Annotated in this window: 14 protein-coding genes and 1 riboswitch; of the genes, 6 read left to right on the forward strand and 8 right to left on the reverse strand. The window is 46.4% G+C overall.

Going from position 1 to position 12,887, the window contains the following annotated elements; translation table 11 throughout:
• Positions 1–174 precede the first annotated feature (174 nt).
• Positions 175–438 (reverse strand): DUF4327 family protein, encoded by a 264-nt coding sequence (locus IQE94_RS13800; protein WP_194015381.1) that lies wholly within the window; start codon positions 436–438, stop codon positions 175–177.
• Between the two features lie 478 nt (positions 439–916).
• Here IQE94_RS13800 and accA point away from each other — a divergent pair, with 478 nt between their 5' ends.
• The 3 genes from accA to IQE94_RS13815 all read left to right on the forward strand — a co-directional run bounded on the left by accA (position 917) and on the right by IQE94_RS13815 (position 3,164).
• On the forward strand, positions 917–1,897 hold the full coding sequence (accA, locus tag IQE94_RS13805; RefSeq protein WP_212720936.1) for an acetyl-CoA carboxylase carboxyl transferase subunit alpha: 981 nt from the start codon (positions 917–919) through the stop codon (positions 1,895–1,897).
• Positions 1,898–1,910: 13 nt separating this feature from the next.
• Positions 1,911–2,762 carry a DNA adenine methylase gene (locus IQE94_RS13810; protein WP_223342150.1) on the forward strand — a complete coding sequence of 284 codons (852 nt, stop codon included), beginning with the start codon at positions 1,911–1,913 and terminating at the stop codon, positions 2,760–2,762.
• A gap of 147 nt (positions 2,763–2,909) precedes the next feature.
• The gene (locus IQE94_RS13815) at positions 2,910–3,164 is read left to right on the forward strand and encodes a DUF6737 family protein (protein ID WP_212720931.1); all 255 of its coding nucleotides are present in this window, start codon (positions 2,910–2,912) and stop codon (positions 3,162–3,164) included.
• Positions 3,165–3,170: 6 nt separating this feature from the next.
• On the opposite strand, the gene IQE94_RS13820 is transcribed toward IQE94_RS13815, so the two are convergent.
• Entirely contained in the window at positions 3,171–4,520 is a 1,350-nt protein-coding gene (locus tag IQE94_RS13820; protein WP_212720929.1) for an ArsB/NhaD family transporter, read from the reverse strand.
• Between the two features lie 124 nt (positions 4,521–4,644).
• Here IQE94_RS13820 and IQE94_RS13825 point away from each other — a divergent pair, with 124 nt between their 5' ends.
• Together IQE94_RS13825 and IQE94_RS13830 are read left to right on the forward strand one after the other, a co-directional pair.
• Positions 4,645–4,872, forward strand: a complete 228-nt coding sequence (locus tag IQE94_RS13825; protein WP_223342151.1) for a hypothetical protein — start codon at positions 4,645–4,647, stop codon at positions 4,870–4,872.
• Positions 4,844–4,995, reverse strand: a riboswitch (cyclic di-AMP (ydaO/yuaA leader). It overlaps the preceding gene by 29 nt.
• A gap of 88 nt (positions 4,996–5,083) precedes the next feature.
• On the forward strand, positions 5,084–5,659 hold the full coding sequence (locus IQE94_RS13830; RefSeq protein WP_223342152.1) for a carbonic anhydrase: 576 nt from the start codon (positions 5,084–5,086) through the stop codon (positions 5,657–5,659).
• A gap of 287 nt (positions 5,660–5,946) precedes the next feature.
• Here the strand turns inward: IQE94_RS13830 and eno are convergent, their stop codons facing one another.
• Together eno and IQE94_RS13840 are read right to left on the reverse strand one after the other, a co-directional pair.
• Complete coding sequence (gene eno, locus IQE94_RS13835) at positions 5,947–7,245, reverse strand: phosphopyruvate hydratase (protein WP_212720926.1); 1,299 nt, start codon at positions 7,243–7,245, stop codon at positions 5,947–5,949.
• 124 nt (positions 7,246–7,369) lie between these two features.
• Complete coding sequence (locus IQE94_RS13840; RefSeq protein WP_212720925.1) at positions 7,370–8,116, reverse strand: tetratricopeptide repeat protein; 747 nt, start codon at positions 8,114–8,116, stop codon at positions 7,370–7,372.
• Between the two features lie 130 nt (positions 8,117–8,246).
• Between IQE94_RS13840 and IQE94_RS13845 the strand changes: the two genes are divergently transcribed.
• A complete protein-coding gene (locus IQE94_RS13845; protein ID WP_212720924.1) occupies positions 8,247–8,696 on the forward strand; it encodes a DUF4278 domain-containing protein in 450 nt (149 codons plus the stop codon).
• Positions 8,697–8,810: 114 nt separating this feature from the next.
• On the opposite strand, the gene bchN is transcribed toward IQE94_RS13845, so the two are convergent.
• The 4 genes from bchN to IQE94_RS13865 all read right to left on the reverse strand — a co-directional run bounded on the left by bchN (position 8,811) and on the right by IQE94_RS13865 (position 12,881).
• Positions 8,811–10,220: a ferredoxin:protochlorophyllide reductase (ATP-dependent) subunit N gene (gene bchN, locus IQE94_RS13850; protein ID WP_223342153.1), complete on the reverse strand. Its 1,410-nt coding sequence runs from the start codon at positions 10,218–10,220 to the stop codon at positions 8,811–8,813.
• Between the two features lie 42 nt (positions 10,221–10,262).
• Positions 10,263–10,532, reverse strand: coding sequence for an endonuclease domain-containing protein (locus tag IQE94_RS13855; RefSeq protein ID WP_304650932.1), 270 nt, complete (start codon positions 10,530–10,532; stop codon positions 10,263–10,265).
• 252 nt (positions 10,533–10,784) lie between these two features.
• Positions 10,785–11,645 (reverse strand): ferredoxin:protochlorophyllide reductase (ATP-dependent) iron-sulfur ATP-binding protein, encoded by an 861-nt coding sequence (gene bchL / locus IQE94_RS13860; RefSeq protein ID WP_212722074.1) that lies wholly within the window; start codon positions 11,643–11,645, stop codon positions 10,785–10,787.
• 540 nt (positions 11,646–12,185) lie between these two features.
• Positions 12,186–12,881, reverse strand: coding sequence for a phosphate ABC transporter permease (locus IQE94_RS13865; RefSeq protein WP_194019190.1), 696 nt, complete (start codon positions 12,879–12,881; stop codon positions 12,186–12,188).
• Between the last annotated feature and the right edge of the window lie 6 nt (positions 12,882–12,887).

Here is a 12,887-nt window from a genome sequence, read left to right on the forward strand (position 1 = left end):
ACCAAAAGAGGCGATCGCCCTGGGATGGTGACATTGCTGGAGGCTGGAGGATAGTTCCCATCGGCACATTGCCTTGCCTATAACCCGACCTTCGGGAGCCTAACTCAGGTAGCCCAAAGCCTAAAGACTTGCAGGAGGGCTTTTCAAAACCTTTTTAGGAAAGATCCCTTCTCCTTAGGCACAACCGTAACCGTCTGTATCTTGGAAATCCCAAGCTTCGCAATTCATCAGGTCAATGATGTGGTCCCGCAAAAGGTAATCGTGCATTTCCAATTCCCTTTCCACTGCTAACCATTGCCGAGCTGGGATGAATTGGCAAAGAGTATAGATAGGCTGCTGGCGATCGAGGCGGTTTTGGCGCACCAGTTCACTGGCAGTGGAGCGAATAACTTCGAGGGAAAAAACTGTGTCTTGATGGAGCGGCGAGGAAATAACCATAGTGGGTCAACCGGAAATGGACAATGTACAAAAAGCCAATATCTACGGAACTGAGAGCAACATAAGGGCAGACTAGGGGCTGGACAAAGCCCAAAATGGTAGTAATTTTGACAGCAGGTGCGAAAACCTTTAATAATTTACGAGCAAAATCTGGCCAAGGGAAGGAGAAAAAACCGTATAACCGTAACAAAAAATACAATCTTCCCTATTTTACGAATGGCGGATAGGCAATGTCACGCTTTTGGCCTTAATCTTTTGTTTATCTTTAGCTTTGGTTTTTGCCGGAGTTGGTTCCTTCTTTTTCGTGGTACTGATAAGGTATCAAGCTAGGACCAGTCAGCCTTTTTTGCTTATGGTGGTAACAGTCGGCCTGGGCGTTTGCCTCCGGCCGGTTGGGTCAACGACGGCATTAAAGTCACGGCTTTTTGATACGCTGGAAAAATCCATCACCCTTAGCCCGGCTAATCCATCCCTAGTTATGAGTAAAAGTGAGCGTCGTGTTTTTCTGCTGGATTTTGAGAAGCCCCTCTATGAGCTAGAGGAAAAAATTAATCAAATCCGGGAACTAGCCCAAGAAAAAAATGTGGACGTGTCCGAACAGCTCAGCCAACTAGAAAATCGGGCTGAACAGTTGCGCCAGGAAATTTTTAGCAATCTCAATCCTTCCCAGCGGTTGCAGTTGGCCCGCCATCCCCGCCGTCCTAGCACGTTGGACTATATCCAAGCCATTGCGGATGATTGGTTTGAAATGCATGGCGATCGGGGGGGGTACGATGATCCGGCTTTGGTGGGGGGAGTAGCCCGGTTGGGGACTCGGCCTGTGGTGATTATGGGCCATCAAAAGGGCAGAGATACCAAGGATAATGTGGCCCGTAATTTTGGCATGGCGGCCCCCAATGGGTACCGTAAGGCACTGCGGCTGATGGAACACGCTGACCGTTTTGGTATGCCCATTATTACTTTTATTGATACCCCTGGAGCTTGGGCTGGCATTGACGCGGAAAAGTTGGGGCAAGGGGAGGCGATCGCCGTTAATTTACGGGAAATGTTCCGCCTAGATGTGCCCATTCTCTGTACCGTGATCGGGGAGGGGGGATCCGGCGGTGCGTTGGGGATTGGCGTTGGCGATCGGGTACTGATGCTGGAAAATGCAGTTTACACGGTGGCTACTCCAGAGGCCTGTGCTGCCATTCTCTGGAAGGATGCGAAAAAATCGGATAAAGCGGCGATCGCCCTAAAAATTACCGCTGAAGATTTAGCCAAGTTACAAATTATTGATGGCATCATTCCCGAACCGAAGGGGGCCGCCCACGCCGATCCATTGGGAGCCGCCGCCAAGTTGAAGGAAGCTTTATTGTTCCATCTCAACACCTTGGCCCAATTGACTGCCCAAGAACGGAAACAGTTACGGTACGACAAATTCCGGCACCTAGGTCAATTTTTGGAAACAGCAGTATAGAGCGAATTAAATCATGAAGGAGGCGGGGGCGAAACCAAAAAAATCTGCCGATCAAGGGGACAAAATCAAGAGTCCCCTCCGTTATCCAGGGGGCAAATCCAAAGCACTGAAGCAGATTTTGCCCCATATTCCCCCTCAGATCAAAGAGTATCGGGAGCCCTTTATTGGTGGGGGATCGGTATTTTTAGCTATTAAACAAATTTTTGGCGATAACATTAATAAATATTGGATTAATGACTTAAATTTTGACTTATATTGTTTTTGGCAAGGGGCTCAGGATGGCATTACCGAGCTCACGGATGCAGTTAGAGAAGTCAAAAATCAACAAACCGATGGTAGAAAGCTGTTTGCTCGATTAACTGAAGATGGGCTGGAATTGGACAAATTTGGGCGGGCAGTGCGTTTTTTTGTGCTGAATCGTATCACCTTCTCCGGCACAGTGGAATCCGGTGGCTATTCCCAACAGGCGTTTGAGAAACGTTTCACCGATTCTTCCATTGTCAGATTGAGAGATTTAGGCACAATGCTCACAAATGTGGCCATTACCAATCTGGATTATCAGCAATTAATTAATTCGCCGGGGGAAGAAGTATTTATTTTTCTCGATCCGCCCTACCTGAGCGCAACTAAATCGAAACTCTATGGCAAAAAAGGAGATTTACATACCTCTTTTGATCATCAAAGATTTGCTGAAACAATGAAAAGCTGTCCCCATAAATGGTTAATTACCTACGATGATTCTGAGGAAATTAGAAAATTATTTAGTTTTGCTCAAATCATTGAATGGGATTTACAATATGGAATGAACAATTACAAACAAGAAAAAGCTTCCATAGGGAAAGAATTAATGATTAAAAATTATTAGGCTCCGTCGTCAAAATTTCAGTCGGCCTCCTAAATAGACTTAATCAAACAACTGCAATAGTGGGGGGCTTATATCTAGTTTCCCCCTCAACTGGCTGCCAGTAATGAATTACAAACCTATGCTTGGGCTGTTAAGCCGCAAAACATTATGAATAATCCTGAAAATTACGACGTTTGGTCAGAAAAGCCCCGTTGGTGTCAGCCTTGGACAATTTTACTCACTGGGTCAGTGATTATTACCACCAGTTGGTTACTGTTCCATCAATGGTGGTTGTCTTTACCTGTGGCCGGCGTCATTGCTCTCTGGTGGTGGTACTTTCTCCTCGCCTATCCCCGTTTAGTGCGTCAGGCGATCGCCATGGAGCAAAGTCAGCCATCCACCTCCCAAGCAAATTCCGATTAAGCTTGGTTAACCCTGTCGGGTGAGCATCAACCAAGCCACAAATAAAGCCGCCACCACCAACTGCACCGCCATCACCGGCAAACCATAGTGTAAAAAACGGCGAAAGGAAATCGGTCGCCCATGTTGTTCAGAAATGCCTGCCGCCACAATATTGGAGGAAGCCCCCACCAAAGTGCCATTGCCTCCTAGGGTAGCGCCAAACATCATGGCGTAAAACAAAGGCAATACTTCCACCGGTAATTGTCCAGCAAAGTCCGGGGTCAATATTTCCGGGCCGGCAAAACCAATATTAACCACATATTGTTTGAGCAGGGGAACCATGGCCACTACCAAGGGAATATTGGGCACCACACTGGATAACAATCCCACTGTAAATACTAAAACGATCGCCCCAAAAGCAATATTTTGCCCCACTACCACCGCTAAAATTTGGGCAAGGGAGGCGGTTACTCCGGTTTTTTCCAAAGAGCCAATAATCACAAAAATAGACATGAAAAATATCAGGGTGCTCCAATCCACGTCCCGTAAAATATTATGTACAGTGTCAATTTTGCTTTGGTGGGCAAGAAGTAAGGCGAGGCAGGCCCCCATTAGGGCCACCGAAGCGGGGGGAATGGGAACAGGTAAGTTTTCACCAATAACGAAAAAAATCAGCACCAAGGCAATAATAATTCCCCCGGCCATCAAGATTTTGGGATGATTAATTTGGGGATGGGGAAGATCTTCTAAATGGGTAAACCGACTGTGCCAAATCTTACGAAATAGTATAGGGGCGATCGCCAAAATACTAATAATGGCCAGAACTCCCATAAAACTCAGTTTGAATAGGTACTCATTAAAACTGATATTAATGGCATCCCCAACGATAAAAGTAGCAGGATCTCCCACCAGCGTTAACAGTCCAGCACTGTTGGCCACAAAGACCATTAAAATTAGCAATGGGACAAAATCCACGCCAATTTCCTGGGCCAAGGGAGGAATTAGGGGAGCCAAAAGCATCACTGTGGTGGCATTGGGTAACACGGCACAGATGGGAGTTGTGATGGCAATTACCCCCAGCACTAGGAGTTTGCCACTACCTTTGGCTAGCAATACCATTTGGGTGGCTAAATACTGAAAAATGTTGGTGGGTTCAAAGGATCTTACTAACACCATCACCCCAAAAAATAATGCCAGGGTGGCATAACTTTGACTAATGTAATCAATGCCCTCCTTGAGGGTAATCACATGGGTGAAAACTAGAATTAACGCCCCCAAAAAAGCGGCGATGGTTAGGTGAATTTTCTCCGACATAATCAGGAGAATAACCCCGATAAAAACCCCAAGGGAAAGCAAAGCAGGTATATTGGCCGCCATAAAACCTCCGGACGATTATAGTAAGCCGTAATCAGTCGAAAATAACCTAAGCAGACAGAAAATGAGCCAAAAAGCACATTACCATCACCCCTTTGGAGGAGGGGAACAAAGGAATGGCCAAGCCATGGCAGGATGGATCAAAACCAAAACAAGGTTAGGGGCAGAAATTTTCCCAACCTTTAATCCCATAGACGAACAAAAACTAATGACAAAACTCTTGCATCATCAATCTCAACTTTATTTAGAACAGGATGAAATAACAGTTGCGTCCCTGGCTGAGTTTCTCAATAAAGTCAAAACATCGGTGAACAATGATGATTTATTAGTCCTCCCTCAATGCCTACGGGGTTAGCTGACGGGCTAGAAATGAGAGTTTTTCCTTCCTAATATTTTTAGGAATAAGCCCCTAGGTTGGTTCCCCCGCTTTCCGTTCCCTCCACGCCACAGTTAAGAAAATCTAGGGCGTATTCAGGGAATAAAAATTAGGCTGACTTGATACTGTTATCTATTGACGTTTGATTCTAGCACAAGCGCCAATCATCTCCCCTATAGTGCCTGTAGCTATGGCTAAACCAGCTAATTTGCCTGATTTTTACCCCTGTGGCTGTTGCCCACCAACCCATGCCTTCTCCCGTCGCCATTTTCTCCGGGGTCTGGTGGCCACCGGTTTGCTGGCTGGCTTACCTTCCATGGACGGCCCCGCTGACCTGGGGAATCCATCTCAAGCCAAAGCGTTGGTGCTCAGTTGCATTGATTTCCGTTTCCTTGAATATCAGCATTCTTTCCTGGGTCAACAGGGTTTGAGCCAAGCCTATGATTGGGTGGCCTTAGCTGGGGCTTCCCTGGCCCTGACTGGTTTTCCCCACTCCGCCGAGGCAGAAACTTTTTGGGATCAACTAGCCCTTTCCAAACAGTTGCATAACATTGGTAGGGTGATTATTTTTGATCACCAAAATTGTGGAGCCTACGCTCAGGTTCACCCTTTACCCTTTGGCGATCGCCAGGCGGAGGAAAATTTCCATGCCAGTTATTTACACCAAGCTGGGGCACAAATTCAGGAACGCTACCCCGATTTAATCGTGGAATTGTACTTTGTTGAGCTTACGGGACAAGTTAATGCAATTGCCTCTTTGGGTTAGGTTGGGTTAGACAAAAAAATCCCCACAGTCCACCAGTAAGGCAACCATGGGAAAAATTAAGCCTTGAATAGAAAAACTGAGGAAGTTTAGACAATTACAAACAACAATCCAATCTGAAGAACCAGTTTGCAAAGTTTTAGTTTGTCCCTGAGCTGACTCCCTAAGACCCTGTTTTAAAGCCCCCCTGCCCCCCCAAATTTCGGGGGAAACTGAGTGAAATTCCCCCGGTATTGCCGAAGCTTTAGTGAGGAGATTTAGGGGGTGGAATAAAACTTTTTAAACACGTTCTAAGAATGTTTGGGCCCCAGGCCAATTTTAGGAGCATAAACGGCCCGATCGCCAAGTTCGTCTTCAATGCGGAGTAAACGGTTATATTTAGCAACCCGCTCAGAACGACAAAGGGAACCGGTTTTAATTTGTCCCACCCTGGTGGCCACAGCCAAGTCGGCGATCGTGGTGTCTTCCGTTTCCCCAGAACGGTGGGAGATAACGGAACGGTAACTATGGCGGGTAGCCAGGGAAATGGTTTCTAAGGTTTCACTCAAGGTGCCAATCTGATTGAGTTTGATCAAAATAGCGTTGGCAACTCCCAAATCAATGGATTTTTGTAGACGTACAGGGTTGGTCACCATCAGGTCATCCCCCACCAATTGGGTTTTGGTGCCCAGGGAAGCGGTTAAGCTCTTCCAACTTGCCCAATCGTCTTCGTGCAAACCGTCTTCAATGGAGACAATGGGATATTGGCTCACTAGCTTAGCTTGATAGTCGATGAATTCCTGGGGAGAATGGGAACCACCATCGTATTCATACTGGCCATTTTTGAAAAATTCACTGGCGGCAATGTCCATGGCTAAGGCAATTTGACTGCCGGGTTTGTAGCCAGCTTGTTCGATCGCCTCGATGAGAATATCCAACGCTTGCTGGTTAGATTTCAGGTTAGGAGCATAGCCCCCTTCGTCCCCTACTCCACCGGAGAGCAGTTTCCGTTCCTTCAACACTTTGCCCAACACGGCGAACACTTCTGCCCCCCAGCGCAGAGCTTCTTTGAAAGTTTCTGCCCCCACCGGCATGATCATAAATTCCTGAAAATCAACGTTATTGTCGGCATGGGCCCCACCATTAATCACGTTCATCATCGGTACAGGCAGTACGTTAGCCAGGGGGCCTCCCAGGTAGCGGTAAAGGGGAATGGCTAGTTCAGCGGCGGCGGCCTTAGCAGTGGCTAAGGAAACCCCCAAAATGGCATTGGCCCCCAATTCTTTTTTATTGTCTGTTCCATCCCGGTCAATCATGGCCTGATCCACCGCCATTTGATCGAAGGCATCCAGGCCTTCCACCACCGGGGCAATTTTTTCCGTCACGTTCCGGACTGCTTTTTCCACCCCTTTCCCGTCATAGCGCTTGGGGTCTCCGTCCCGCAATTCATGGGCTTCAAAACTGCCTGTGGAAGCACCACTGGGCACCTGGGCAATGCCGTGGGCCCCACTTTCCAGCCGGACTTCCGCTTCAATGGTGGGGCGACCCCTGGAGTCTAAAATTTCCCGGGCGGCGATTTCTTCAATGGTGGCGGGGACTTTACTTAACATCGGTGTGTAATGCTCCAAACACAGTTGACAGCCATAATTATAGGGGTATCCCCTTCCCCTCTCCGGTATTTCTGCCCTGGATGCTCGAGGAAAGTTGTGGCTCTGTGACCTACGCTGGCAAAAGTTATAGTCCCAACTCACCCATTTGATCCAAGGCTTCCAGGTAACCAAGGCGATCGCCACGGTTGAGGTAAGCCTGGGCAGAAAACAGCAGATCTTGACGAGAACTGTCTAGTTGTCCGGCTTGGAAGTGAGCTAAACCCCGGTTGTAAATGGCGTTGATGTAGTCCGGTCTGAGCACCAGCACCCGATTATAGTCGGCGATCGCCTGGGGGTATTGTCCCAGTTGGAAATAACTATTGGCCCGGTTGTAGTAGGCTTTATGGCGGTTGGGATCGTAGGTGATGGCCTGGGTAAAATCCTCAATGGCCGCATAGTGGTCCTGCTGTTGGCTGTAGAGGTTGCCTCGGTTGATATAGGGGGGAATGTAATAACGATCTAGGGCAATGCTGCGGCCATAGTCGGCGATCGCCTGGTCCACATTGCCTAGTCTCTCCCAAGCCAGGCCACGATTGTAGTGGGTTTCCGGTGAGTCTGGACTCAGCCTGAGCACGGCGGAAAATAACTCCACTGCTTCAGCGTAATTGCCCCCTTCCCCAGCTTTGACCCCCCGGGCAAAAATGGCCTCCGGTGTCATAGCCGATTCCAACACCACCACTTCCTGGGTTACTCCGGTCTGGGCTAGCATCCCATTCATACCCAAGGCGATCGTCAGGGCCAAAGGAATATTGACCCATACGGTAGCCGAGGACGACAGAAAACTTCTTCCACTTAAACTCGGGCAAAAGTAATTGCTTAAATCAGCTTTCATTTGGGGCTAGCAAGATTAAGATTATGCTAAAGGGTATTACAACATACACAGCCGGTAAATGAACAACGGGAAAATAGACCGGGAACTGTGCCGAAGATATCAAAGATAGCAAAAGTGATCAAGCAAAGCTATGGAATTTACTTTTTTAGTGCCACTAAGTATTGGCTTAATGGTTGGGTATAAAGCCTGGGGCTCTCGCCATGATATTGCCCATCTGGCAGTGATTTTTGCCGTTGTTAACCTACTGGCAAGCTTATTCTTAGCCCCCTGGGAAGTCAAAGTTATTTTGCTAATAATAACGGCCCTCGTGGTTGGCCCTTTATGGCAGAGCTTTGACAGTAAAAATAATCTTCAAAATATCCCAACTAGCGATAATAAAGAGACAGAGCTTCACTACCGTGGCATCAGCTACGAATCGCCCAAATCAACAGTTCCCATCGAGAAAACCCAGAAAATTAGTAAATGTTACCGGGGAATTGACTATGAATCTTCTGGAACATGTACTCCCCAAAATAATGAAGTAAAGGGACAAGTAATTAAATATCGCGGCGTTGATATAAAAGCGAAAAAACAAGACTAATCAGATTTTTGATCCAATAACTAAAATCGCAAAAAAACAGATCCATTGCCCCAGGCGATCGCCGTTCAGGGTGGATCTGTCCTTAAAATGGTCCAAAGAAAAGCTGATCAGAATCTAAACTTGAGCAGGCACATCTTTGGCAATCAACTTATCCCAGCCCAATTCCCCTAGTTGGGAGTTACGACGCAATGGACGGGTAGCCAATTCCAAAATATCCCGAGCATTGGTAAAACCATGGATTTGGGCAAAGGTAAATTCCACTGACCATTTGGTGTTAATTCCCTGGGCTTCTAAGGGATTAGCATGGGCCATGCCGGTGATGACTAAATCCGGTTGCAGAGCTTTAATCCGCTGAATTTGATTGTAGTTATCCGGTTTTTCCACAATATTTGGCAAGGGAACCCCCATGTCAGCACAGGTTTTTTCCAGTAGAGCTAATTCCGCCGCTTGGTAACGTTTATCCATATAGGGAATGCCAATTTCGGGGCAAGTCATGCCACAACGAATCAAGAAACGAGCCAGGGAAACTTCCAACAGATTGTCCCCCATAAAGAATACTGATTTACCCCGAATTAACTTAATGTAATCCTCCAAACCTTCCCAGATCTGAGCTTCCCGTTCGTCTAACCTTTGGGGCTCAATGCCTAGGACAGAGCAAATTTTTTCAATCCAAGCCCTGGTGCCGTCGGGGCCAATGGGAAATGCCGCACCAATTAATTTACATTTACGGCGACGCATCAAAGTGGTGGCGGTACGACTGAGGAAAGGGTTAACTCCAGCCACATAGTAACCTTCGTCAATAATTGGCAATTCCGTATAACGTTTGGCGGGTAACCAACCGGACACTTTTACTCCTTGCTTTTTCAACTCTAAAGTTAAGTTTGTCACCACTGGATCGGGCAAGGAACCAAATAAAACCAACGGCTGATGATCCACATACTCCGATTCAACTTTTTCCGCATCAGCTTTGCGACCAAAGGTTAACAATTTTTGAATGGCATTGCGTTCTTCCTTGTCCTCCCCTTGCACCTGGGCAGAAGTGGGACATTTATGGGCCATGGAAGCCAGCACCGTATCTTCCCCTTGGGTGAAAGCGTAATCCAAGCCATTGGCCCGGGCCGTAACGATGGGAATGCCAATTTCTGCTTCTAATTGGGGCGCTAAACCTTCGAGATCCATTTTGATAATTTCGGTGGTGCAAGTGCCAATCCAGACAATCACACTGGGATTCCGATCTCGCTTAATTTGCAAACAAAGTCGCTTCAGTTCTTCATAGTCTTTTAACTGGGCAGAAATATCCCCTTCTTCCAGCTCTGCCATGGCATAGCGGGGTTCGGCGAAAATCATTACCCCCATGGCATTTTGTAGAAAATATCCACAGGTTTTAGTACCGATTACAAGGAAAAAGCTATCTTCAATTTTTTGGTAAAGCCAAGACACGCAACTAATGGGACAAAAGGTGTGGTAATTGCCGGTTTCACAGTCAAAATTCAAAGCGGAAGGGGCTTGCTGGGCAACGGTCATAATTAGGTTCTCCTAGGATAGTTTGGATTTTATTTTGCCCCCCTAAACCCCCAATAATGGGGGAAATAGAGTTTGTGTTGTCTGAGTAATTTTTTCTAAAGGACTGGCCAAATCATCAATGACTTGATTGTTGGTAAATCGCAAAACATAACAACCAAATTCTTTGAGTTTTTCATATCGATATTGATCATATTCTTGTTGGTTATCATGAATGCTTCCATCAACCTCTATTATTAATTTGAGTTGCGGGCAATAAAAGTCAACAATGAAATTACCAATAGGATGATGGCGACGAAACTTAAAGCCCAAAATTTGGTGATTTCGTCATGAATACCACAAAATTTTCTCAGCTTATGTTGCTTCCTTTCTCAAAGTACGAACTGCTTGCTCAATTTCTTTAGTTGTTCCACGAATTCTATGGGAATCTTTCATCAAAAATGAATTCAAGCTTGTCTAAAATACTTTGGGCAACTTTTTGAAAATTTAGAGTTACCAAGTCCCCCAATTTTGGGGGATTTAGGAGGCTTAGATATGAATCGACGGATTGGATTTAGGAGGCTAGACTTAAACCATCATTAGATCCAATTCTTTGGTTTGGCTAGTGGGCTGGGTGGGATTGAGGTAGAAATCAGACAGTAAGCTGAATAGATCCCGATCCTGGGCATCCTTGGGTACTACCCCTTCCGGTTGGGACAAAATTTGATCAGCAATGTTCAGATAATAATCACAAACATATTCTAAGGAAGGGTCGGATTCAGCCATTTCAAACAGGGTTTTGCCTTTTACCCGAGAAACTCGAATATCTTCAATCAGGGGCAAAATTTCCAATACTGGCATGGGCACTGCTTCGATGTATTTATCAATCAAGTCCCGTTTGGAGGTGCGATTGCCAATTAGTCCGGCCAGGCGGAGGCTATGGGTACGAGCTTTTTCTCGTACAGAAGCAGCGATCCGGTTGGCAGCAAACAGGGCATCAAAACCATTATCCGTAACAATCAAACAATAATCAGCATAGTTCAACGGGGCGGCGAAACCACCGCAAACTACGTCCCCCAGCACGTCAAATAAAATAACGTCGTATTCATCAAAGGCATTGAGTTCTTTGAGTAGTTTTACCGTTTCCCCCACCACGTAACCGCCACAACCAGCTCCAGCGGGGGGGCCACCGGCTTCGACGCAATCCACCCCGGCATAACCCTTATAAATCACATCCTCGGGCCAGATGTCTTCGTAGTGGAAATCTTTTTCTTGCAGGGTATCGATGATTGTGGGAATGAGAAAACCGGTCAGGGTAAAGGTGCTGTCATGTTTAGGATCACAGCCAATTTGGAGAACTTTTTTGCCTCGTTTTGCCAATGCCGTGGAGATGTTGCAACTGGTGGTGGATTTACCAATGCCGCCTTTGCCATATACCGCAAGTGTCAGTGTCAAGGGAGTTGCTCCTAAAGAAGTGCTCTGGGGGAATGCTCAGGGTTATTTGTTCACCGCTGGGCTGATCGCATTATTAGCGAGGTTTGGGGTCTTGGGGAAATAGCCTGGGGTATTAATGTGGCTTAAATAGTATTTTGAAGTTTTAAATTCCTTTTCATTGCCTTTAAAACTTATTCAAGCTATTAAAACTCTCAAAAAAAGATTTTGTGTTTTTGATTTTATTAAAGCGAGACAAAAATAAAATAATTTGCCTGGGTATAGTTACCCATGGCGATCGCCAAAGATGGGACCAATACAAAAACGAGATTTGTACTAAAAAGAATTGGGTTTTAAAAGCTTGCTGGCAAAGCCATACAGCAATTAGCAGACAAAAATAGAGAGCCAGTGAACTAATTGAATCCCGCCTGATCCCCGTGGTCAGCACCGGAGTTTCAATCGTAGAAACAGTCCATTGACCAGAAAAGAACAATGAAAGATAAATAAATGTGAATTTTTGCTCAACAGCCGGAAACTAGCCCAATTGCGTAACCAAACTTAACGAAATTGGCCAGAAGCACCCAAGGATGGAGACCGACGACGACGGGGAGATGAAGAGCCGAACTGATTGCTAATATCGCGAAAAATATCCCGACGAACCACTGGATAGTCCCCCACCCAGAGGTCTAACTGGGGTAAATAGAGGTCACTTAATTTGCCAACCCTCTCCAACTCAGCATTTTTAGAGAACAACAACATTTCCGCCACCATGCCCGGCCGAATCGCTTTGTACGTTTTCTGTACGGGAGCCTGTACCACCGCCGAAAATCCCTGGCGATCGCCGACCTCCAGGTTAATGCGCCGCTCAATATTTTCCACCAGCACCAACTGCCCAAACTGATCCGCCTGCTGGGTCTGACTAATTAATTCTTCGGTGATGAAAATGTCCAGCACTTCCCCCCGCCAAAAACCCACATAGGGAAAACGACGGTATTGATTATTCCTCACACTGGCCACATAAACTGGACACCAAAGCCAATACATGCCGCCGATAATGAAACAGACCAATTCCACTCCCTGGGCTCCGTGGCCAAAAATTAAGCCCACAATCCAAATAGAAACCACAATTAAGAGGGAGATCAGTAATCTGGCTAAAAGGTTATAGACCTTACCCCAGGCATAGGAATACTGGGCACCAGTAGCAATAACAGGTACCACTTGGTCAAAAGTTTCTTTAGTAAGGGGAATGAGCATGGTAGG

This window comes from Synechocystis sp. PCC 7339 (genome assembly GCF_019924095.1).
GTDB lineage: Bacteria > Cyanobacteriota > Cyanobacteriia > Cyanobacteriales > Microcystaceae > Synechocystis.

Excerpts from the sequence above, each read along its gene's own strand:
- IQE94_RS13800 (WP_194015381.1), bottom strand. The coding sequence starts at position 438 with ATGGTTATTTCCTCGCCGCTCCATCAAGACACAGTTTTTTCCCTCGAA.
- accA (WP_212720936.1), top strand. The coding sequence starts at position 917 with ATGAGTAAAAGTGAGCGTCGTGTTTTTCTGCTGGATTTTGAGAAGCCC.
- IQE94_RS13810 (WP_223342150.1), top strand. The coding sequence starts at position 1,911 with ATGAAGGAGGCGGGGGCGAAACCAAAAAAATCTGCCGATCAAGGGGAC.
- IQE94_RS13815 (WP_212720931.1), top strand. The coding sequence starts at position 2,910 with ATGAATAATCCTGAAAATTACGACGTTTGGTCAGAAAAGCCCCGTTGG.
- IQE94_RS13820 (WP_212720929.1), bottom strand. The coding sequence starts at position 4,520 with ATGGCGGCCAATATACCTGCTTTGCTTTCCCTTGGGGTTTTTATCGGG.
- IQE94_RS13825 (WP_223342151.1), top strand. The coding sequence starts at position 4,645 with ATGGCAGGATGGATCAAAACCAAAACAAGGTTAGGGGCAGAAATTTTC.
- IQE94_RS13830 (WP_223342152.1), top strand. The coding sequence starts at position 5,084 with ATGGCTAAACCAGCTAATTTGCCTGATTTTTACCCCTGTGGCTGTTGC.
- eno (WP_212720926.1), bottom strand. The coding sequence starts at position 7,245 with ATGTTAAGTAAAGTCCCCGCCACCATTGAAGAAATCGCCGCCCGGGAA.
- IQE94_RS13840 (WP_212720925.1), bottom strand. The coding sequence starts at position 8,116 with ATGAAAGCTGATTTAAGCAATTACTTTTGCCCGAGTTTAAGTGGAAGA.
- IQE94_RS13845 (WP_212720924.1), top strand. The coding sequence starts at position 8,247 with ATGGAATTTACTTTTTTAGTGCCACTAAGTATTGGCTTAATGGTTGGG.
- bchN (WP_223342153.1), bottom strand. The coding sequence starts at position 10,220 with ATGACCGTTGCCCAGCAAGCCCCTTCCGCTTTGAATTTTGACTGTGAA.
- IQE94_RS13865 (WP_194019190.1), bottom strand. The coding sequence starts at position 12,881 with ATGCTCATTCCCCTTACTAAAGAAACTTTTGACCAAGTGGTACCTGTT.